The sequence below is a fragment of the Aeromonas sp. TECH754 genome (assembly GCF_056279295.1).
Genome location: NZ_JBWBRA010000001.1, coordinates 3,784,432 through 3,803,159 on the forward strand (window position 1 = coordinate 3,784,432; position 18,728 = coordinate 3,803,159).

General features: G+C 56.3%; 20 protein-coding genes. 8 read left to right on the forward strand and 12 right to left on the reverse strand.

Going from position 1 to position 18,728, the window contains the following annotated elements; translation table 11 throughout:
- The first annotated feature begins 190 nt into the window (after positions 1 to 190).
- Complete coding sequence (plsB, locus tag ACZ9IL_RS17290; RefSeq protein ID WP_476004582.1) at positions 191 to 2,614, forward strand: glycerol-3-phosphate 1-O-acyltransferase PlsB; 2,424 nt, start codon at positions 191 to 193, stop codon at positions 2,612 to 2,614.
- Between the two features lie 178 nt (positions 2,615 to 2,792).
- On the opposite strand, the gene ubiA is transcribed toward plsB, so the two are convergent.
- Both ubiA and ACZ9IL_RS17300 read right to left on the reverse strand, forming a co-directional pair.
- Positions 2,793 to 3,656, reverse strand: coding sequence for a 4-hydroxybenzoate octaprenyltransferase (gene ubiA, locus ACZ9IL_RS17295; RefSeq protein ID WP_476004583.1), 864 nt, complete (start codon positions 3,654 to 3,656; stop codon positions 2,793 to 2,795).
- Positions 3,653 to 4,204, reverse strand: coding sequence for a chorismate--pyruvate lyase family protein (locus ACZ9IL_RS17300; protein ID WP_476004584.1), 552 nt, complete (start codon positions 4,202 to 4,204; stop codon positions 3,653 to 3,655). The genes ubiA and ACZ9IL_RS17300 overlap by 4 nt, the downstream gene beginning before the upstream one ends.
- Before the next feature lie 145 nt (positions 4,205 to 4,349).
- Between ACZ9IL_RS17300 and ACZ9IL_RS17305 the strand changes: the two genes are divergently transcribed.
- Together ACZ9IL_RS17305 and ACZ9IL_RS17310 are read left to right on the forward strand one after the other, a co-directional pair.
- The gene (locus tag ACZ9IL_RS17305; protein ID WP_476004585.1) at positions 4,350 to 4,784 is read left to right on the forward strand and encodes a flagellar basal body-associated FliL family protein; all 435 of its coding nucleotides are present in this window, start codon (positions 4,350 to 4,352) and stop codon (positions 4,782 to 4,784) included.
- Between the two features lie 75 nt (positions 4,785 to 4,859).
- Positions 4,860 to 5,027 (forward strand): hypothetical protein, encoded by a 168-nt coding sequence (locus ACZ9IL_RS17310; RefSeq protein WP_476004586.1) that lies wholly within the window; start codon positions 4,860 to 4,862, stop codon positions 5,025 to 5,027.
- 45 nt (positions 5,028 to 5,072) lie between these two features.
- On the opposite strand, the gene ACZ9IL_RS17315 is transcribed toward ACZ9IL_RS17310, so the two are convergent.
- From ACZ9IL_RS17315 to ACZ9IL_RS17335, 5 genes are all read right to left on the reverse strand, one after another.
- Positions 5,073 to 5,399 (reverse strand): hypothetical protein, encoded by a 327-nt coding sequence (locus tag ACZ9IL_RS17315; protein ID WP_476004587.1) that lies wholly within the window; start codon positions 5,397 to 5,399, stop codon positions 5,073 to 5,075.
- A 24-nt stretch (positions 5,400 to 5,423) separates the two neighbouring features.
- Complete coding sequence (locus ACZ9IL_RS17320; protein WP_476004588.1) at positions 5,424 to 5,768, reverse strand: DUF2799 domain-containing protein; 345 nt, start codon at positions 5,766 to 5,768, stop codon at positions 5,424 to 5,426.
- A 175-nt stretch (positions 5,769 to 5,943) separates the two neighbouring features.
- The gene (locus tag ACZ9IL_RS17325; protein ID WP_269429039.1) at positions 5,944 to 6,066 is read right to left on the reverse strand and encodes a hypothetical protein; all 123 of its coding nucleotides are present in this window, start codon (positions 6,064 to 6,066) and stop codon (positions 5,944 to 5,946) included.
- A 72-nt stretch (positions 6,067 to 6,138) separates the two neighbouring features.
- Complete coding sequence (gene acuI, locus ACZ9IL_RS17330) at positions 6,139 to 7,119, reverse strand: acrylyl-CoA reductase (NADPH) (protein WP_476004589.1); 981 nt, start codon at positions 7,117 to 7,119, stop codon at positions 6,139 to 6,141.
- A 30-nt stretch (positions 7,120 to 7,149) separates the two neighbouring features.
- Entirely contained in the window at positions 7,150 to 8,169 is a 1,020-nt protein-coding gene (locus ACZ9IL_RS17335) for a LacI family DNA-binding transcriptional regulator (RefSeq protein WP_476004590.1), read from the reverse strand.
- A 252-nt stretch (positions 8,170 to 8,421) separates the two neighbouring features.
- Here ACZ9IL_RS17335 and ACZ9IL_RS17340 point away from each other — a divergent pair, with 252 nt between their 5' ends.
- The 4 genes from ACZ9IL_RS17340 to ACZ9IL_RS17355 all read left to right on the forward strand — a co-directional run bounded on the left by ACZ9IL_RS17340 (position 8,422) and on the right by ACZ9IL_RS17355 (position 11,723).
- On the forward strand, positions 8,422 to 8,865 hold the full coding sequence (locus ACZ9IL_RS17340; RefSeq protein ID WP_476004591.1) for a PTS sugar transporter subunit IIA: 444 nt from the start codon (positions 8,422 to 8,424) through the stop codon (positions 8,863 to 8,865).
- Between the two features lie 33 nt (positions 8,866 to 8,898).
- Positions 8,899 to 9,186: a PTS sugar transporter subunit IIB gene (locus ACZ9IL_RS17345; RefSeq protein WP_476004592.1), complete on the forward strand. Its 288-nt coding sequence runs from the start codon at positions 8,899 to 8,901 to the stop codon at positions 9,184 to 9,186.
- A gap of 51 nt (positions 9,187 to 9,237) precedes the next feature.
- The gene (locus ACZ9IL_RS17350) at positions 9,238 to 10,494 is read left to right on the forward strand and encodes a PTS ascorbate transporter subunit IIC (RefSeq protein ID WP_476004593.1); all 1,257 of its coding nucleotides are present in this window, start codon (positions 9,238 to 9,240) and stop codon (positions 10,492 to 10,494) included.
- A 212-nt stretch (positions 10,495 to 10,706) separates the two neighbouring features.
- Complete coding sequence (locus tag ACZ9IL_RS17355) at positions 10,707 to 11,723, forward strand: glycosyltransferase family 9 protein (protein WP_476004594.1); 1,017 nt, start codon at positions 10,707 to 10,709, stop codon at positions 11,721 to 11,723.
- A gap of 135 nt (positions 11,724 to 11,858) precedes the next feature.
- Here the strand turns inward: ACZ9IL_RS17355 and ACZ9IL_RS17360 are convergent, their stop codons facing one another.
- From ACZ9IL_RS17360 to rfaD, 5 genes are read right to left on the reverse strand one after another with little or no spacing between them, the layout of a single operon-like run.
- Positions 11,859 to 12,782: a glycosyltransferase family 2 protein gene (locus tag ACZ9IL_RS17360; protein WP_476004595.1), complete on the reverse strand. Its 924-nt coding sequence runs from the start codon at positions 12,780 to 12,782 to the stop codon at positions 11,859 to 11,861.
- A 28-nt stretch (positions 12,783 to 12,810) separates the two neighbouring features.
- Positions 12,811 to 13,590 (reverse strand): glycosyltransferase family 25 protein, encoded by a 780-nt coding sequence (locus ACZ9IL_RS17365; RefSeq protein ID WP_476004596.1) that lies wholly within the window; start codon positions 13,588 to 13,590, stop codon positions 12,811 to 12,813.
- Entirely contained in the window at positions 13,571 to 14,818 is a 1,248-nt protein-coding gene (locus ACZ9IL_RS17370; RefSeq protein WP_476004597.1) for an O-antigen ligase family protein, read from the reverse strand. The genes ACZ9IL_RS17365 and ACZ9IL_RS17370 overlap by 20 nt, the downstream gene beginning before the upstream one ends.
- Positions 14,819 to 14,820: 2 nt before the next feature.
- Positions 14,821 to 16,581 (reverse strand): bifunctional glycosyltransferase family 4 protein/polysaccharide deacetylase, encoded by a 1,761-nt coding sequence (locus tag ACZ9IL_RS17375; RefSeq protein WP_476004598.1) that lies wholly within the window; start codon positions 16,579 to 16,581, stop codon positions 14,821 to 14,823.
- Positions 16,582 to 16,630: 49 nt separating this feature from the next.
- Positions 16,631 to 17,590 (reverse strand): ADP-glyceromanno-heptose 6-epimerase, encoded by a 960-nt coding sequence (rfaD, locus tag ACZ9IL_RS17380; RefSeq protein ID WP_476004599.1) that lies wholly within the window; start codon positions 17,588 to 17,590, stop codon positions 16,631 to 16,633.
- A 146-nt stretch (positions 17,591 to 17,736) separates the two neighbouring features.
- Between rfaD and ACZ9IL_RS17385 the strand changes: the two genes are divergently transcribed.
- Positions 17,737 to 18,381, forward strand: coding sequence for a TetR/AcrR family transcriptional regulator (locus tag ACZ9IL_RS17385; protein WP_476004600.1), 645 nt, complete (start codon positions 17,737 to 17,739; stop codon positions 18,379 to 18,381).
- The last annotated feature ends 347 nt before the right edge of the window (positions 18,382 to 18,728 follow it).

Here is an 18,728-nt window from a genome sequence, read left to right on the forward strand (position 1 = left end):
GTCTTTTTATACAGCACACTGGCAGTATATACAGTGCTGGGGCCAAGGCAAGGCGTTGCTGATATTTGTCGTCTGCTTCTCGCAAAATGGCGCATTCTTGATCCTGCACAGGCACTCATCCTACCTCTCGGCGACAAGCCAGCGGTGATTTGTTATGCTCACGCCGCATTTTTTTGGAGAGCAGACACCCATGTCCATCGGACAGAACATTTCCAGAGCCATCCTGCAATGGCCGGTCAGCTTCTTGGTCAATCACAAGAGCCTGCCGGAAAACCCCATTACGGAACTGGATCTGGACCCGGCCAGACCCATTGTCTATGCCCTGAAGACCAGCTCGATCACCGATCTGATGACCCTGCAGCAGTGCTGCGAGGATCTCGGCCTGCCCGGCCCCTTCACCCCGCTGGAACTGGGCGGCCAATTGCTGCCGCGCTATGTCTGCCTGGATCGGCCACCGCCCCTGTTTGGCAAACGCACCAAACCGCTCCCCTTCTTGCAAGAATTTCATCAGTTGCTGGATCTGCACAAGCAGGATCCGGCGCTGGATATCCAGGTCGTCCCCGTCACCCTGTTCTGGGGTCGCGCCCCTGGCCGCGAGGGCGAAGAAGCCTCCGGCTGGAACATCATCAGCAGCCTGGCGCCAAACCGGCTCAAGAAGGCACTGATCGTGATCCTCAAGGGGCGCGAGAACCTGGTGCGCTTCTCCCCGCCGCTCTCCCTGCGTCATATGGCAGACAAGCACGGTACCGACGAGGCTATCGCCCACAAGCTGGCGCGGGTGGCCCGCACTCATTTCAGCCGCCAGCAACTGGCGGCAACCGGCCCCAAGCTGCCCAACCGCAACCTGTTGTTCAAGCAGTTGCTGGATTCGAGCGTGATCCAGCAGGCCATCGAGGAAGAGGCGCAGCGCGAGGGAATCAGCCTGGAGAAGGCGCAGAAGCGCGCACACGGCTACATGGACGAGATCGCCTCCAATTTCTCCTTCCGGCTGATCCGGCTCGGCGAGACCTTCCTCGGCTGGTTGTGGAACAAGCTCTACCGCGGCCTGTCGGTCAACGGTGCCGAAAAGGTGCGCCAACTGGCACAGGAAGGCCACGAGATAGTCTACGTGCCCTGCCATCGCAGCCACATGGACTACCTGCTGCTCTCCTATGTCATCTATCACCAGGGCATGGTGCCACCTCACATCGCGGCCGGCATCAACCTCAACTTCTGGCCGGCGGGCCCCATCTTCCGCCACGGCGGCGCCTTCTTCATCCGCCGCACCTTCAAGGGCAACCCGCTCTACAGCACGGTGTTTCGCGAGTACCTGAACCTGCTGTTCGCCAAGGGCTACTCGGTGGAGTTCTTCACCGAAGGGGGACGCTCGCGCACCGGCCGCCTGCTGCCTCCCAAGACCGGGATGCTGGCCATGACTCTGCAGGCCATGATGCGCGGGCTGGACAGGCCGGTGACCCTGGTTCCGGTCTATCTGGGCTACGAGCATGTGATGGAGGTGAACACCTATCACAACGAGCTCAAGGGCAGCCGCAAGGAGAAAGAGAGCTTCCTGCAGGTGCTCGGCATCTTGCGCAAGCTGCGCAACTACGGCCGGGGCTTCGTCAACTTCGGCGAGCCGTTGACCCTCAACAGCTACCTCAGTGAGCAGGTCCCGCACTGGAAGGAGAGCATCGGCCAGGAGGAGCGCCCCGACTGGATGGCGCCCACCGTCAACCGGCTGGCCGAATTGCTGATGACCCGCATCAACGATGCGGCCGCCGTCAATGGCCTGACCCTGAGCGCACTGGCGCTGCTGGCTGCCGAGCGCCACGCCCTGACCCGTGATGAGTTGCAGGCGCAGCTCAACACCTATCTGGACTTGCTCAAGCAGGTGCCCTACAGCCCGCACAGCACCCTGCCGGACGAGGATGCCCGCACCCTGCTGGATCAGGCGATGGAGCTCAACAAGTTCGAGGTGAGCGAGGACAAGCTCGGCCAGATAGTCAGTCTGGATCGCTATCAGGCGATCCTGCTGACCTACTACCGCAACAACATCCTGCACCTGTTCGCCCTGCCCTCCCTGGTGGCGGCCTTGATCGAGCGCTGCGAGGGGATCTCCCGCGGCGAGATCGTCGCCCGCTGCGTCGACATCTACCCCTTGCTCAAGACAGAGCTGTTCCTGCGCTACCAGGAGGAGGAACTGCCGGCGCTGATCGATGCCCTGCTGAGGGAGCTGCAACGGCAGCAGTTGATTGAGGAGCGCGAGGGTGGCCATTGGGTCAACCCAGGCAACCAGATGCGGCTGTTGCTGCTGGCCGAGAGCATCCAGGAGACACTGCAACGCTACGCCATCGTGCTGACCCGGGTACTGGCCCAGCCCTATATCGAGGCGGAGCAACTGGAAGCGGACGGCCTGATGATGGCGGAGCGCCTCGGCACCCTGCACGGCATCAACGCCCCCGAGTTCTTCGACCAGAAGCTGTTCAGCACCCTGATCCACTCCTTGCGCAGCGAAGGCTATCTGGATACGGGCTGCAAACCGGATCTCGGCCGCTTCCAGGCACTGGCCGACAACATAGTGCCGCTGCTGAGCACCAAGATCCGCCGCACCATAGAAGCAGGCAGCCGCTCCTAAGCTTGCGATGAACGCGGCTCAGCAGTAAAAAACCGCCACGCCAGAGAGGCCGATCATCGGTCATGACGGATCGCAGACAAGGCATCACCACACATAAAAAGGCCGCATAAGAATGCGGCCTTTTTCACAACGGTTGCTCGCCATGGCGCGGGAAGCACTGTGGACCCGCCGACTTGACTCAGAGGTAGTGACTCGCCACCCCGAGCAGCACCAGCGCCCCCACATAGTTGTTGTTGAGAAACGCCTTGAAGCAGGCTTCCCGCTGCCGCTCCCGGATCAGTCGCTGCTGATAGACGAACAGCGCCCCCGCCCCCAGCAAGCCCCAGTAGTAACCCGAGCCAAGCGCCATCAGCTGGCCCACCAGCAGCAGGATCAGCAGGGTCGCCAGCTGCAGCACGCCGATGATCCGCTTGTCCTGGCGACCAAACAGGATGGCGCTCGATTTCAGGCCGAGCTTGAGGTCATCGTCCCTGTCCACCATGGCGTACTGGGTATCGTAGGCGATGGTCCACAACAGGTTGGCGAGAAACAGCAGCCAGGCCACCGGTGGCAACGCATCAGCCTGGGCCGCATAGGCCATGGGGATCGACCAGGAGAAGGCCATCCCCAGCACCAGCTGCGGTATCGGAATGAAGCGCTTCATGAAGGGGTAGCAGACCGCCAGCAGCAGACCGGCAAACGACAGCCCGATGGTGAGCGGGTTCAGGGTCAACACCAGGGCGAACGAGATGAGCGCCAGCACGGCGAACAACGTCAGCACCTCACGGGGTTTGACCTTGCCCATGGGCAGTGGCCGCCCGGCGGTACGCTTCACGTGGCCGTCGAAGTTGCGGTCCGCATAGTCATTGATGACGCAACCGGCGGAGCGCATCAGAAACACCCCCACCAGGAACACGATCAGGATCCAGGGATCCGGCAGGCCACCGGCCGCCAGCCAGAGTGCCCACAGGGTCGGCCACAGCAGCAGCAGGGTGCCGATGGGCTTGTCGATGCGGGCCAACTGCACATAGGCCAGTCCCCGCTCCTTGGTTAACAGCTTCACTCTGGCTCCTTATTCAATGGCCGCGGGTTGGACGATAGCGAGGGCAGGAAGAGTTCGTGGACCAGCAAAGGCCACGGCCCCAGATACAGACGGGAGCGACGCCCCCAGACGATGGCGGTCGGGCACCAGGGGTTGGTCGCAATTTCGAAGCAGGCCAGCAGCAGATGATCTCGCCTGGCAGGCTCGCTACCAAAGATCCGTTCACCCAATGGCTGCTCACCCAGATCCTGTAAACCACCACCCTGCAATGCCGCCTCGGCAAACAGGGTCCAGCCCAGGATGGCCGGGCCGTTGTCGCCGTGCAGTATCACCTCGCGGCACAGCCCCTGAGGAGAGTCGGCAGCCACCAGCGCCTGCTCGTCCGCGCCGAGCGATACCTGGCGATTGCCCAGCAGTTGTACCGACAGCTGGCGATTGTAGCGACGCAGCCGACGGGTCATGGAATCGGCTTCCAGCAGCCAGGGACGCAGCGCCTCGGGCGGCTCGCACTGCTCGGGAGCTCGCCACGGCGCGAGCTGGATGAGGGGAACAGTCAACTCGGACTTCACAGCTTCACCATCCGGAGATTTCCGTTGTCAGGTTAAAATCCGGTTTATTATCCGTAAATCAATGGAGAATTGTAAGAACATCCGTGCTTGACGGCCCCGATGACAGCATCAAAAATGGGGCATCCGTCGCTGCCGAGCCATCTAGATGAAGATCGTCAATGTTCTGCTGATGTTATTGCTGAGCTGTACCGTATTGAATGCCCAAGCCTCCTCCGCCGAGGAGCCCGCAGCCGATCCGGCAGCCACCGCCGCCAAGCCGGGATTTGCCTATCATGCGCTGGATCCGGACATCATCACCAATTACCTTGGCGATGGCAAAACCTTGGGCTATGTGCGGGTGACGGTGCAGCTGATGGCCGAGAATGCCGCCGATCTCAAGCTGCTGGAGCAGCATGACCCACTGATCCGCGACGCCATCATTCGCCTGATTGGCAGCAAGACCGGCGATCAGATCAAGTCGCTGGCGAGCCGGGAAGAGCTGCGCAAGGAGTGCGAGACCCGGGTCAACGAGCTGCTGGTGAAGGAGACAGGCAAGAAGGCGGTGCGCGAGCTCATCTTTACCAAGTATCTGTACCAGTAACGAGGGATGAGCGCCGTGCCGACAGGCACCTTGCTCATCTCATTCACTCCATTCGTTGTCGAGGAAGTCATCGTCATGGGCCACAAGACACTGTGTGAATGGCGCCGTCACGAGATCCCCTTAGAGATCAAGGCACTGCGCAAGATAGTCAAGAAGCCCAAGTTCGTGTGCGGCAAATGTGCCCGCAGCGCCAACGACAAACAGTATCTGTGCCAGCCGCTGCGGCTGAAAAAAGAAGAGTAAAACCAATAGATTAAGTCGCTTAGTTGACCGCCGCCTAACACGGCGTCACAGCTTGTTCTTCACCACCTTGGGATGGTACAAGTCGAGCTCGGCGGTCACTTGGCGCAATTTCGAGTCCAAATCCGCGTATGTCTCTCTGACAGACCTCAAGCCACTGGGAATGTGTTCCAACTGTTTCGCCATAACCTCCTGATGCCGCAGCAGTTCGAGATAGTGCTGTCTGAGGGAGAGCAAAGCATTCAGACGACCTATGTCATTGGCCCGCTTGGCTTCCTTCGCAGATCGGCGAGCATATAACGCTGAACATGCGGCGATGAGTGCAGCAATCATGGCCACTGTGGCGTCTACATCAATACTGAGAACTTTTTCCATACAATTAACCCAGCTTGTGGGGCCTCACTGATCGGTCCAACCCTGGCGCCCCTGCTCGAACAGGCGACGGGCCTGCACGTCATTGGGGCAAACGCCGCGGTACTCCTCCCCGGAGCGACCGGCCAGATAGAGGTGCTCGGGGCGGCAATACCAGGCCAGCCCCTTCTGGCGACCCTGCTGCCACATGGCGACATCCACCTTGTCCCCGCACTGGGTCTGATGGAATTCCACCCGATCGGCGGTGAAGCCCAGCTTGCCGTCGCCCTCTCCCACATCGCTCCATACCTTCTCGCAGGGATCGTCCGAATTGGAGACGCAGCCCCCGAGCAGGGTGGCACACAGCATGATGACGAGTGATCGCATAATCATCCTTGAGCGTTCTTGACGCTGGTTATCCGTTCCGTGGCGCGGGATGGCCTTCTCACAGCGCCATTTGAGCAGTTCATTCTAACCAGCCCGATCCTCCCCCACCAAGTCGCATCCCGCTGAATACACAAAATAAATCGGGCGGGCCCCTGGGCCCGCCCGTCTGCTTCACCGTGATTTACTGATCGTCGAGAGAGTCAAAGTCTTGCCAGCCCTCGTCATCCAGCTCCTCCAGCTCGTCTTCCCAGGATTCCGGCTCCCAATCATCGTCGAGCTCGTAATCCGGCGTCTGTTCACCCATGCTCATTCTCCTTGGATAGTGCACCGGCCTTCAAAGTCTATCCAGAAACATGGGGCTCGCCAGTGGTTCCGATCAGAGCTTTATCAGGGTGCGGCCAGCGACCTGACCCTGGGTGATCGCCTCCGCCGCAGCGACCACCTGATCCAGCCCGATCTCGGTCACCGCCCGTTCGAAGAAGCTGGCGGGCAGGTCGCGGGCCAGCCGTGCCCAAGCCTGCTGGCGGCGGGCCAGCGGACACATCACCGAATCCACCCCCTGCAGGCGCACATTGCGCAGGATGAAGGGCATGACGCTGGTGGGCAGATCGAAGCCCCCCGCCAACCCGCACGCCGCCACGGCGCCACCGTAGTTCATCTGGGCCAGCAGCTTGGCCAGCACCTGGCTGCCGACGGTGTCGATGGCACCGGCCCACAGCTGCTTCTCCAGCGGCTTGGCGGGTTCCAGCAGTTCGCTGCGCGGCACTATGCGACTGGCGCCGAGCGCCCTCAGCATCTCGCCCTGCTCTTCGGGACGACCGGTCAGGGCCGCGACTTGATAACCCAGCGCGGCCAGCAGGGCCACGGCGGTGGAACCCACGCCACCGGCGGCGCCCGTCACCAGGATCTCGCCGCTCTGCGGGGTCACTCCCGCCTCCTCCAGCGCCAGCACGCACAGCATGGCGGTGAGGCCGGCGGTGCCGATGCACATGGCCTGGCGCTCATTCAGCCCGGCCGGCAGCGGCACCAGCCAGTCCGCCTTGACCCGCGCCTGCTCGGCCATGCCGCCCCAATGGCCCTCGCCCACGCCCCAGCCGGTCAGCACGACTTTGTCGCCCGCTTGGTAACGAGGATCGGCGGATTCCAGCACGGTCCCGGCGAAGTCGATGCCGGGCACCAGCGGCCATTGGCGCACTATCCTGCCCTTGCCGGTGATGGCCAAGCCATCCTTGTAGTTGATCGAGCTGTAACTCACCGCCACCCGCACTTCCCCTTCCGGCAGTTGGCTCGCCGTCAGTTGGGTGAGCGTCGGGACCGTCTTGCCATCCTGGTTTTCCAGTAACAGAGCCTTGAACATGCTTGCTTCTCGCTGTTTTGTAGTCATGAATCAGGTGCTTTGACGCTTGTGCAATTGAAACTCGAGGGTCTCGGTACACTCTTGTAGTTCCTCGCCAGCCAATTTACGCAGGACCATTTCGGCAGCCATGCTGCCCATTTTACGATAAGGGATATGTACCGAAGTCAGCGCAGGATAACAGGCCTTCGCTACGTCGGAATTATCGAAACCGGCGATGGCCAACTTGCTAGGCACACTCAGGTGCCGCCGCTGGCATTCAAATAGCACGCCCGCCGCCAGCTCGTCGTTGACACAGACCAGCGCATCCAGCTCGGGCCAGCGCAGCAAAAACTCCCCCAACATGGCCGCACCCGTGCTGAAACTGGGGGCCTCCGAAGTATTAATAACCATATCCGGCGACAAATAGCTCTCCAGCATCGCCTGTTGCCAGCCACGCATCCGCTGTTGCAGCATCCACTGCTCCTGGCGAGCGCACAGAAAACCGATATTGCGATAACCCCGCTCGATCAGATGGCGGGTCAACCGATAGCCTGCATCCTGATTGGATCCGCCCACACAGATATCCATGGGATGTGGCACCAGAGCCCCCACCTCTACAACTGGCAGGCGGCTCTGCCGCAACAACGCCTTGTCATCCGACGACTCAAGGCAGCCCAGTACGATCACGGCGGCGGGATTGTGCTGCAGTAGATGCTCCAGCTGTTCGCTCTGCTGGCGCAGGTGTTGGGCGTCTCCCAGCACCAACTGATAACCGGCTTTCATCAACATAGGCTGCAGCCCGGCCATCAATTCAGCACTAGCGCGATCCAGCAAGCTCGGCACTATCACCAGAATGACATGAGAGGTACCCGAGGCCAGCGCACCCGCCGCCCGATTGGGGATATAGCCGAGTTCATCCACCGCCGCCTCGATGCGCTCGCGCATCTTGTCCGACACCAGTTCGGGGGTACGCAGGGCGCGCGATACCGTCATGGCCCCCACCCCGGCCAGCCGGGCCACCTCGTTGAGGGTCACCCGACCCGTGCTACGGCGTTTTTTGACTTCTGACATCCTTTCCCTTCCTCGGCATGCGGGTACTCACTTTAAGGCAAAACTGCAGCACTGACTATTTGCTCGGATCCTATCTTACCCTCCTGGCACGAGATAGAGCTCAATATGACTCCGGTTAAAGATGAAAATGATAGCGCTATCACAGTTCAATGTTAGCGCTATCTGGTAGCGCTAACTTTCGAGATCCCGCTCACAGTTATCCCGCCGCAGGATCGCTAGATTGGCGCCATTGCATCAAGCCGGGACATTGCCATGCTGACTCAATTGCTGACCGAAGAGGTCATTTCCATCGAAGCGGGGGCCCGCGACTGGCGTCATGCCATCGAGCTCGCCACCACTCCCCTGCTGGCCAACGGCACCATAGAGCCCTCCTATGTGGCGGCGCTGTTTCGCTCCCACGAGGAGCTCGGCCCCTACTACGTGCTGGGCCCCGGCCTCGCCATGCCCCACGCCCGCCCGGAGGACGGCGTCAACCGGCTGGGCCTCGGCCTGACCGTGCTCAAGCAAGGGGTCAATTTCGATTCCGATGGCAATGACCCGGTCCAGCTGCTGATCACCCTGGCCGCCAGCGACAGCAACTCCCACGTGGAGACCATCGCCCAGCTGGCCGAGCTGTTCATGAATGAAGAAGACGTGGCGGCCATCATCGCAGCCGACACCAAAGACGACATACTGCGCATCCTGGCGCGTTACTGAGCGGCGCCCTGCGCCCGACAGAGGAAAAAGACAATGAAAATTCTGGTTGTATGCGGACATGGTCTGGGCACCAGCCTGATGATGGAGATGAGCATCAAGAGCATCCTCAAGGAGCTGAATGTGACCGCTGAGGTGGATCATCGCGATCTCGCCTCCGCCGGCAGTGAAACCGCCGAGATGTTCGTGGCTACCCGCGACATCGCCGAGCAGCTCACCAGCATGGGGGTCAACGGCCGACTGGTGTCACTGGACAACATGGTCGACAAGGTGGCCATGAAGGAGCGACTCTCCGTTGCCTTGCGCGAACTGGGTGCACTCTAAGGATCCACCACGCGGCCTGCGGGCCGCTTCTTCCATTGATTGGAGCTGACCATGGAATTTTTCAATTTTCTGATGTTTGACGTGCTGTCCGAGCCGGCCGTGCTGGTCGGCCTGATCGCGCTGATTGGCCTGATAGCCCAGAAGAAACCGGTGACCGAGTGCATCAAGGGCACGGTCAAGACCATCATGGGCTTCGTCATCCTGGGGGCCGGCGCCACCCTGGTGGTGAACTCCCTCGGCGACTTCGCCACCATCTTCCAGCATGCCTTCGGCATCAAGGGCGTGGTCCCCAACAACGAGGCCATCGTCTCCATCGCCCAGCAGTCGTTCGGCAAGGAGATGGCAATGATCATGTTCTTCGCCATGCTGGTGAACATCCTGATCGCCCGCCTCACCCCCTGGAAATTCATCTTCCTGACCGGTCATCACACCCTGTTCATGTCGATGATGGTCGCGGCCATTCTCTCCGCCGGCGGCATGAGCGGCATTCCGCTGATCGCGGTCGGCAGCCTGGTGGTTGGCGTGACCATGGTGCTGTTCCCGGCCATCGCCCACCCCTACATGAAGCAGATCACCGGCTCCGATGACGTGGCACTCGGCCACTTCTCCACCATCTCTTACGTTCTGGCCGGCTGGATCGGTGCCAAGTTTGGCAACAAGGCCCACAGCAGTGAAGAGGTGCAGGTACCCAAGAGCCTGCTGTTCCTGCGCGATACCCCGGTGGCCATCTCCTTCACCATGGGCATCATCTTCCTCATCACCTCCGCCTTCGCCGGCCCCGAGTTCGTCTCCAGCGTCGCCAAGGGCAAACACTGGTTCATGTTCTCCCTGATGCAGTCCATCACCTTCGCCGCCGGGGTCTACGTCATCCTGCAAGGGGTGCGCATGGTCATCGCCGAAATAGTACCGGCCTTCAAGGGGATCTCCGACAAACTGGTGCCGAACGCCAAGCCGGCGCTGGACTGCCCCATCGTGTTCCCCTACGCCCCCAATGCGGTGCTGATCGGCTTCCTGTCCAGCTTCACCGCCGGCCTGCTGGGCATGGTGCTGCTCTATCTGCTGGGGCTGACCGTCATCATCCCTGGCGTGGTGCCGCACTTCTTCGTCGGCGCTGCCGCCGGGGTGTTCGGCAATGCCACCGGTGGCCGCCGCGGCGCCCTGCTTGGCGCCTTCGCCAACGGCCTGCTGATCACCTTCCTGCCGGTGTTCCTGCTGCCGGTACTCGGGGATCTCGGCTTTGCCAACACCACCTTCAGCGATGCCGACTTCGGTGTGGTCGGCATACTGCTGGGCCTTATCGTGCGCTGATGTCGAATCACCGCGACTGATGGGAGGCGCGACGCGGGCAACCGGGTCGCGCCTCCCGCATTCTTGCTCCAGCCGACGCCCTCCGTGCCGGCAATACAGGCAATCGCAGTGCGCCGGATCGGATTTTCACGCCGTCGCGGCAGCATCTGACGGTCGAGTGCGATATGCTGTTCCACTGTCGTTCAACCATGACCTCATTTGAGGCCTTCTTCATGAAATACCTAGTCGTACAAACCAAACAGATAGGGGACGTGCTGATCTCCACCGCCCTGTGCAACAACCTCAAGCAAAATGACACCGCCGGGGAAGTTCACTATCTGGTCATGGATTACTGCGCGGGCATGGCGGAGGGTAACCCCAACATCGACAAGCTGATCGTCATCGAGAAGGCGCGTCGCAATGAATGGGGCTACATGAAGGCGCTGCTGCTGGGGATCCGCCGCGAGCGTTATGACGTGGTGATCAACAGCCAGGGCCAGATGATAGGGCTGCTGACCTGCCTCATCTCGGGGGCCAAGCTGAGGATAGGGTTCGACTCCTTCCCCTGGCGCCTCGGTCACAACCGGATCGTACGCTTTCGGCACGACACCGAGCATCAGGGCAACAGCACCCTGGTCGACGATCGCTTCGCCCTGCTCAAGCCGCTCAAGCTCTCCCACGAGGATCGCAGCTACCATCTCTGGCTGAGCGAAGAGGAGACACTACGGGGACGCGAGACCCTGCTGGCCGCCGGCATAGACTCGGCCAGACCGTTGATCGCCATGGGGGTCAACTCCCTCGGCCACTACAAACGCTGGCCCATCGACTGCTTCGCCCGGGTGGCGCAATGGCTGATTGAAGAGCACGACGCCCAGATCCTGATCTACTGCGGGCCGGGGGAAGAGGAGTACAACCGGGGCCTGAAGCCCCTGCTGCCCGCCCCGTTGCGGGCCAGTGTGTTTGATCAGATCCAGACCCGCTCGGTGCGGGAGCTGGTGGGGCTCTTCGCCCATTGCCAGCTGTTCGTCGGCAACGATACCGGCCCACGGCACATGGCGCAGGCGCTGGACATACCGCTGCTGACCATAGTCTCCCCCCTGGGTCACTCGGCCATCGCCAACCCGGTCTCTCACCCCCGCTATCAGTTTGTGGATACCAATAATATAAACTCAGAAGCGGAGATCCGGAGTGTACAGGAAAAGCTGAGCGAACTATGGACTAACATTGACGTTGTAAATAACAAGCTGTAAATATTAGATGCCAAAAATAATCTACCAGCCTAGTATAGGTAGCAGCTCGAAATAATAAGATTTTTTCTTTTAGAAATAATTCAAGAAAAAATTATTATTAAGGACGGCTACCAGTTGGCAGTAACGATATTGTATTTATACTATTTTATTGCCTATTTGTTGGTGCCTAAGTGAATATGACAGTGACGTTCTGCTCAGGATGGTAAAAAGAAATGAAAACCTTGACGGTTTCTTACATGCCTTAAAGAGTTCTTTAATAATGAATCTAATTTTAAGTAGCTTTGCTGATACATAATTATAGTTTTTATCAAAAAAATAGAATAATGAACGATAAAACTCTATTTCAATTTGTTCATTTCTATTCGTACTCCCTCCACCATAATGTACAATCTTTGCTTCAGGAACAAAGAAAATCTTCATATTTTTCTTTCTCATTCTGATGCAGATATCTTCTTCTTCACAGTATAAAAAGAAGTTTGGGTCTAAACCACCTACTTTAAAATAATCTGATGTTCTAAAAAACATAGAAGCCCCACTCCCCATTTGGACTCGGAATGGATCGCTATATATTTTCTTTCTATTAATATACTCATTGGGGGAAAACATTCTACAAAAACCATTACCCAGCCATTGGTTTGCAACTGAAGGTAAATAAGCAAATGATGGAGAGTACAATCCATCTCTATTATATTGAGCAGGAATACTTAATGCCACATCTGGATTTGATTCCATAAAACAATGAAGGATGTTTAATGCATCTCCATCTATCAAGGTATCATTATTTAAAACAAATACATACTTACCCTGAGCCTTGTTAATTCCAAATATATTTCCTAGAGCGAAGCCAAAGTTTATATCATTTCTTTCAAGAAATATATTTTCTTTATTAAGGGATTCTATCTTTTTTGATAGTATATTGAAATCTTCACTTTTTGAATTGTTGTCAACAATAATTACTTCATAGTTACTATATGAGCTATCTAATATAGAATCAATACAATCTATCGTATATTGTGATGAGTTGTAGTTTAAAATTACTATCGATATTATATTTTCCATATATCACCTAATTTAATTAAAAATATTTTTATTTATTATATGATAAAATGTATGACATTATATAAACCAACTTTGTTTTTATAAAAAACTCATAATTATATAAATTGTTAGCTAATTTATCCTTGGTCCTATAATATTCTTTTCTGATCCGACTAATGAAAGTTCTTGAAACAGGCTTTATTCTATCTCCAATATCCGAATCATTTCCTATTGGCCATACTAATGGAGGCTCAACACCATAATTATCCACTTGATGAAGATACTCTTTAGTCATAAAATCATCGACTGGCCAGAACCATGACTCGGATGTTGATATAAATTTTAATGCCATGAGAGGAGATATAATATATGCATAAGAGCCACTATTTCCTTTCATATATTTCACTATAAATTTACTATCTCCCATATCATGCATATTAAGCCAAGCCCCAACACCAAATAGACTATTACAACTACCATGTCCCAATTTAATATAACCAAATTTATTAGCCAATGATTTTGACTTATTAATGGCTGCAGAAAAATCATCTGATAATATTACGTCATCCTCCATAATTAAAAATGGCTCATGCGCACTCGCACACTCATACCATAATGCCTTATGACTTGCGAAGCATCCTTGTTCGCCCCTTGTCAATCCATGGCCCTTTTCCCACATTCTTCTCGCATTATCATATTCTTTTATATCAGTAGTCAGACCATTTATGGCATCGAAAAATGTAAAATCCAAGCCAACCTTATTCAACTCATAAGATATTTTTTCACGACGAACTACTGATGTAGTTAAACTAATTACATATATCTGCACTCTTCCTCCCAAAAACCACCGACAACCCGATCGTGAGGGACGCGAGATAGAATGTAATTCCAGAGTTATGACCAAAATAAGCTTGACTCAAACAATAATCAATTGAGGTGAATGCCGTGACTATCACCAATACTGCGCTACAATGTATATCAGCATTATCGGGTCGTTTCAAAACTCGTTTTACCATGACAACAGGAATAAGTAGCAGCATGAGCAACGCCGTCAATCCAATCACACCACGCTTAGCCATGTCATCAAGAAATTGGTTATGGGCATGCGAATTAAAATCGTATATATATTGGCTAATCACACCATCCCGTAATTGTTGGGCTTGCGATAATCGAGTCCCATGATTACCCCAGCCGAACAGGGGTTTATCAATGAAACTTAACCAAGCACTCTGCCATAGCTGAAATCGAATGCCCAAAGACGTATTGAGATTCGTCTTATCTAAATACTGCGTGACATCTTGTTGTGCAGATTCAATCCGTTGTGTGACGCCAGATTGTGGCTGAACAACCAGAAGTGTGCCAAGAAGAACAACCCCCATCATGAGCACAATACCTCTACGCGTTATAGTTTCCTTAAACAGTATCAATATAGTATATAAGATAATCGGTAATAAAACCCAACCACCACGAGAGCCGGAAAGGAAACTGGCCCCAATACCACTTAAGGCTCCTAATAACATAAAGAGCGAAAATAAATTATTTCTCTTCTTTTGTGCCCAGAAAAAACCACATAAACAAAAAAGCCCTAACGACATGGCAATATCACCACTTTGAATCGGCATTGCGTTACTGAAGGCTCGCTCAAGTCCTAATATGTACTTGTCATATAGCGCATAAAGAAAAGCAGATATTGCACCCACACTATAACCAGATAGTAATACTGGTAGGCGTACAGGGACATTAACCAATAGAGGCAGTGTGAATAATATCATAAGACTTCTACTGGCTCTGTCTATTTCACTTAGCTTCCCACCATCTAACCATACCGATACGACCATAACTACAAAATAAATAATAAGAACCAAACCAATAAGTTTCATTTCGGTTGGCAACTTTGTTAGTTTAGGCGTTTTGATAAAGAAACAAAAACTAGCGAACAATAACAAAGCGGGGCCATAGGAGTAGCCACTCGGTGTGATCAGTGACAAAGCCCCAAATAGAAAAGCAGATAACTGTACTAAATTGAATAACACATCTCTACGCTCGAAGCTCAGCATGCTTACTTCCTAAATACATAATTACCCCGGATCTTGCGCCATAGCCCGAACGCGTCGGTACGGGGGAAGATGGCAATCCGGCGGATCTGGAACGGGTCCTGGTGCATGGCCCTGGGGCCGCTGTTGGTAGCGACCGCAAAGCGATAACCGGCGGCGCTGGCCTGGGCTTTCGCATCATCATTCAGATCCCCGTAGGGGTAGGCGAACGACAGCAGCGGATGGCCGAGCAGTTGCTCCAGCCTCTCCTTGTTGGCACGGATCTCGTGGGCCTGCCGTTCCGGCACTAGGGTGCTCAGACGTGGATGGGTCAGGGTATGGCCCCCAATTTCCACGTGCCCGGAGGCAACCAGTGCACGTATTTCCTCACCATTCATCAAGGCCACCGGGGTGTCTGGATGGGTCGGGTGCTCCACATCCCAGCGATTGTGATCTTCGCCGGTCACTATGTACACCACAGCCTTGTAACCATATTTTTCGAGCAGCGGCAGCATGCGGGTGAGGTTGTCCCGATAACCGTCATCGACGGTGATCATCAGGTACTTCTTGCCGTACTGCAGTCGGTGAATGAAGCCCTTGTCCGCCAGATCTGCAAACGTCAGGGTCTCGTAGCCGAGCCACTTCATCAGTTTCAGGTGTTTCTCGAACATGGCGACGGGCAGCCAGGTGCCGTGCACCCCCTTCTCGTTGTCGTGCTCGATGAAGCGATGATACATGATGACCGGCACCTCCCGACGCAGGGTCTCCACCACGGCATCCTGGTAGACGGACTCCAACCCGGTGACAACTCCTTGCAGATCATACTCTTGCAATATGCATTGGCGCACGGACTCCGGCACCGTCTTGCTCGCCAACGCCCCGGCGATCTGCGGCTTCAGGGCGGAGAAGTCGATCGCCAGATCCTGTGGCCCTATGTCGCCGAAGTTGCTGGCCAATGCCTCGGCCAGATTCTGCTCGGTCACCAGCCCTATGGCCTTGGCTTCGCCGATGGCGAAGGCAGGACGACCACAGAGCAACGCTTCCATCGCCACCCGACCGGCGCCGATCACCAGATCGCAGCTCGCCAACAAGGCGGGGACATCGTCGACGTAGCCGACAAACTCGGCCCTGTCCTTGAAGCGGGCGAAGCGCTCCGGCACCCGGGTACCACTGACAATTCGCACCCGACAGGCGTCCAGATCCAGTACCTCGTCCAGCAGCCGGTAGCAGAGCTCCCCTTTGGGGCCACTCAGCCGACCTATGATGGCGATCACCGGCCTGGGATTGTTTGGTATCGGCACGGGCTGGAACTGGTCGGTTTCGATGCCGTTGCGCAGCACCTGTACCTTGGCCGGATCCACCCCCAGGTTGTCGATGATCTGGTGGGCGATATCCTCGCACACCGCCACCGCCTTATGCCCAAGCGCGTGGAAGGCCTTGCGCGAAGCGTGTACCGGCTGACGACCGTGCACCGTGGTGATCATCGGAGTGCCGGTCAGCTTGCAGGCCACATAGCTGCTCCAGCCGGAGGCGCGCGAGTGAGCGTGCACCAGCTGGATGTGGTGCCTCTTGATGAGATAGATGAGGTAAAACACGTGCCAGAAGCGGCGCAAGATGCTGCGCTTGTTGAAACGCAACTTGAACACCGGCCCCAGGGTCGGCTTGGTCAGAGTATCAGAAACGTAGAAAACCTGGTGACCACGCCGGGTCAGCTCGTTACCGACCGTGGTGGCATAGACCTCAGCTCCCGTCACTTCGAGCTGGGAGAGTGCCATCAATATATTCATGCAAGCGTATCCGAGCGACGGGCGGCCAGAGCCGCCCGTCAGGAGGGGATCAAGCCCGGTTCAACCAGGCCATGTAATCGGCCACGCCTTCGGCCACCGTCTTGAACTCGCCGTCATAGCCTACGCCACGCAGCTTGGTGAGGTCGGCCTGGGTGAAGCTCTGGTAGCGGCCCTTCAGATGATCCGGGAAGGGGATATATTCGATGGTGCCCTGCTGGTGATGCTTGATCACGGCCTCGGCCACGTGCTGGAACGGCTCGGCCCGGCCGGTGCCGCAGTTGAAGATGCCGGAGTGCTGCGGATTCTGCCAGAACCAGAGGTTGACCTTGCAGACGTCGTCCACATAGATGAAATCACGCATCTGGCCACCATCCGGGAAGCCGTCACAACCCTCGAACAGCTTGGGGTTGCTGCCCTGCTTCACCTGGGTGTTGAGGTGGAAGGCGACGGAGGCCATGGAGTCCTTGTGCTGCTCGCGCGGGCCGTAGACGTTGAAATACTTCAGGCCCACCACCTGGGAGTCGATCTCCGGCAGCCAGCGGCGCACGTACTGATCGAACAGCTGCTTGGAGTAGCCGTAGACGTTGAGCGGCTGCTCGTACCTGGGGTCTTCGATGAAGTTGTCGTTGCGGCCACCGTAGGTGGCGGCGGAGGAAGCGTAGATGAACGGAATTTCCCGCTCGATGCAGTAGTGGAACAGATCCTTGGAGTACTCGTAGTTGACCTCCATGATGAACTTGCCGTTCCACTCGGTGGTCGCGGAGCAGGCGCCTTCGTGGAAGATCACCTCGATGCCGCCATCCCACTCCTCAAATTCGTCGCCGGAGACGATGCGCGCCTGGAACTCGTCCTTATCCATGTAATCGGCGATGGTGAGATCGACCAGATTGACGAACTTGGTGCCGTCGGTCAGGTCATCGATGACCACCACATCGGTCCGTCCTTGAGCGTTCAGCTGCTTGACCAGATTGCTGCCGATAAAGCCAGCACCGCCAGTTACTACGATCATGGAGTTTGCCTCGCGTACGTTGATGGCCCCGTGTGACTGCCTGTTAAAGCTGTGTATAGTGGGCCAATTTGAAATTGCCGAAAAGTTTATCACGGGCCGCAAGGGGATTCGACCTTGATGCACAGGGCCCGGCAGAGGGATCAGCGATGAAAACCAGAGACAGGATCATTCACAGCGCCACCGAGCTGTTCAACGATCAGGGTGAACGCAACATCACCACCAACCACATTGCCGCCCATCTCGGCATCAGCCCAGGCAACCTTTATTACCACTTCCGCAATAAAGAAGACATCATCCACTCGATTTTCGATCAATATGCCCGCCACCTGAGCGACAGCTTCACCCCGGCCCGCAGCAACGAGATCACGCTGGCGGATCTGATGGGCTACCTGGATGCCATCTTCTATCTGATGTGGCAGTTCCGCTTCTTCTACGCGAATCTGCCGGACATCCTCAGTCGCGACGAACCGCTGCAACAGAAGTACCTCAAGGCCCAGGAACAGCTGCGCGCCTCCGTGGTCGCCTTGCTCAGGAGCCTGCGCGAGGGTGGCATCATCGCCGTCAGCGACGAAGACCTGCCGGATCTCGGCCAGACCATCAAGATGGTGGTGACCTGCTGGATCCCGTTCCAGATAGCCCAGGCCCCCGCCACCCGCATCACCAAGCCCTTGCTCTATCAGGGCGTCCTGCGGGTGCTGTTCCTGTTGCGCCCCTATGTACAACCCAAGGTCGCCGAACAGATCCATCAACTGGAGCAACACTACCATCAGCTGGCCCAACCAGTCGGGTGAGATCTGTTTCACAATTGTTGAATATCAGCACAATAATTTGAATTTCCGCGAACTTATTACAGTAAAATGTTGCCTACTCTAGGGCCTGTCGACATTTCGTCACGACCGCGATGGCGTCAATTTTTGCGCATAGCGAGACACGAAGTTTGGTCGTTCAAATGAGTTGTCGAGAAACGACGTTATGCGCAAACAATTGACCCGTCCCTACGGGTTGCACGGCAAATCAAGCCATGCGTTGTTGCAGGACTTGCCAAGGGGATGGCCATTGCCGGCGCCCTGCGCCTAGCCTGGCGTCATTTGTCGTAGCAACGCGGCTTGCGACGAAACGTCAACAGACCCTAATTTCC

What these genes read in the sequence shown, in the direction of transcription:
- ACZ9IL_RS17335 (WP_476004590.1), bottom strand. Translation starts at nt 8,169, where the DNA reads ATGTCAGAAGTCAAAAAACGCCGTAGCACGGGTCGGGTGACCCTCAAC.
- ACZ9IL_RS17315 (WP_476004587.1), bottom strand. Translation starts at nt 5,399, where the DNA reads ATGGAAAAAGTTCTCAGTATTGATGTAGACGCCACAGTGGCCATGATT.
- ACZ9IL_RS17355 (WP_476004594.1), top strand. Translation starts at nt 10,707, where the DNA reads ATGAAATACCTAGTCGTACAAACCAAACAGATAGGGGACGTGCTGATC.
- ACZ9IL_RS17325 (WP_269429039.1), bottom strand. Translation starts at nt 6,066, where the DNA reads ATGGGTGAACAGACGCCGGATTACGAGCTCGACGATGATTGGGAGCCG.
- acuI (WP_476004589.1), bottom strand. Translation starts at nt 7,119, where the DNA reads ATGTTCAAGGCTCTGTTACTGGAAAACCAGGATGGCAAGACGGTCCCG.
- ACZ9IL_RS17350 (WP_476004593.1), top strand. Translation starts at nt 9,238, where the DNA reads ATGGAATTTTTCAATTTTCTGATGTTTGACGTGCTGTCCGAGCCGGCC.
- ACZ9IL_RS17345 (WP_476004592.1), top strand. Translation starts at nt 8,899, where the DNA reads ATGAAAATTCTGGTTGTATGCGGACATGGTCTGGGCACCAGCCTGATG.
- ACZ9IL_RS17340 (WP_476004591.1), top strand. Translation starts at nt 8,422, where the DNA reads ATGCTGACTCAATTGCTGACCGAAGAGGTCATTTCCATCGAAGCGGGG.
- ACZ9IL_RS17375 (WP_476004598.1), bottom strand. Translation starts at nt 16,581, where the DNA reads ATGAATATATTGATGGCACTCTCCCAGCTCGAAGTGACGGGAGCTGAG.
- ACZ9IL_RS17305 (WP_476004585.1), top strand. Translation starts at nt 4,350, where the DNA reads ATGAAGATCGTCAATGTTCTGCTGATGTTATTGCTGAGCTGTACCGTA.
- ACZ9IL_RS17310 (WP_476004586.1), top strand. Translation starts at nt 4,860, where the DNA reads ATGGGCCACAAGACACTGTGTGAATGGCGCCGTCACGAGATCCCCTTA.
- rfaD (WP_476004599.1), bottom strand. Translation starts at nt 17,590, where the DNA reads ATGATCGTAGTAACTGGCGGTGCTGGCTTTATCGGCAGCAATCTGGTC.
- ACZ9IL_RS17320 (WP_476004588.1), bottom strand. Translation starts at nt 5,768, where the DNA reads ATGATTATGCGATCACTCGTCATCATGCTGTGTGCCACCCTGCTCGGG.
- plsB (WP_476004582.1), top strand. Translation starts at nt 191, where the DNA reads ATGTCCATCGGACAGAACATTTCCAGAGCCATCCTGCAATGGCCGGTC.
- ACZ9IL_RS17360 (WP_476004595.1), bottom strand. Translation starts at nt 12,782, where the DNA reads ATGGAAAATATAATATCGATAGTAATTTTAAACTACAACTCATCACAA.
- ACZ9IL_RS17370 (WP_476004597.1), bottom strand. Translation starts at nt 14,818, where the DNA reads ATGCTGAGCTTCGAGCGTAGAGATGTGTTATTCAATTTAGTACAGTTA.
- ACZ9IL_RS17385 (WP_476004600.1), top strand. Translation starts at nt 17,737, where the DNA reads ATGAAAACCAGAGACAGGATCATTCACAGCGCCACCGAGCTGTTCAAC.